Consider the following 327-nt stretch of genomic DNA (forward strand, 5'->3'; position numbering starts at 1 on the left):
GGTAAAAACCAATCATATCTTGAATATGGATATTCGGACGAGTTTGCTTCCCACCGAAAACGGTAATTCTCTGATTTGTGAAGGCCTGCATGGTTAGAATATTTACGGAAAGATCCAATCGCATTCGAGGCGAATATCCGCACACTGTCGCTGGACGAACAATTTGAACGAGAATATCATCGGCGTAACTTAGCAACACCCTTTCGCTGATCATTTTTGTTTTGTTGTAATCCGAAAGAGGCACCAAGGACAAATCCTCGGTCACATGCTTGTCTTCTTTGTATCCATACACGCTACCTGAACTCGCATAAATGAATTGTCCTACCC

Annotated in this window: 1 protein-coding gene; it reads right to left on the minus strand. The window is 42.8% G+C overall.

The features are described 5' to 3' along the window. Positions 1 to 327, minus strand: a 327-nt coding sequence (locus KH400_RS23490; protein ID WP_217228748.1) for an SDR family oxidoreductase, incomplete at both ends; no start/stop codon positions are given.

It is taken from the genome of Desertibacillus haloalkaliphilus (assembly GCF_019039105.1).
GTDB classification, from domain to species: Bacteria; Bacillota; Bacilli; order Bacillales; family KJ1-10-99; genus Desertibacillus; species Desertibacillus haloalkaliphilus.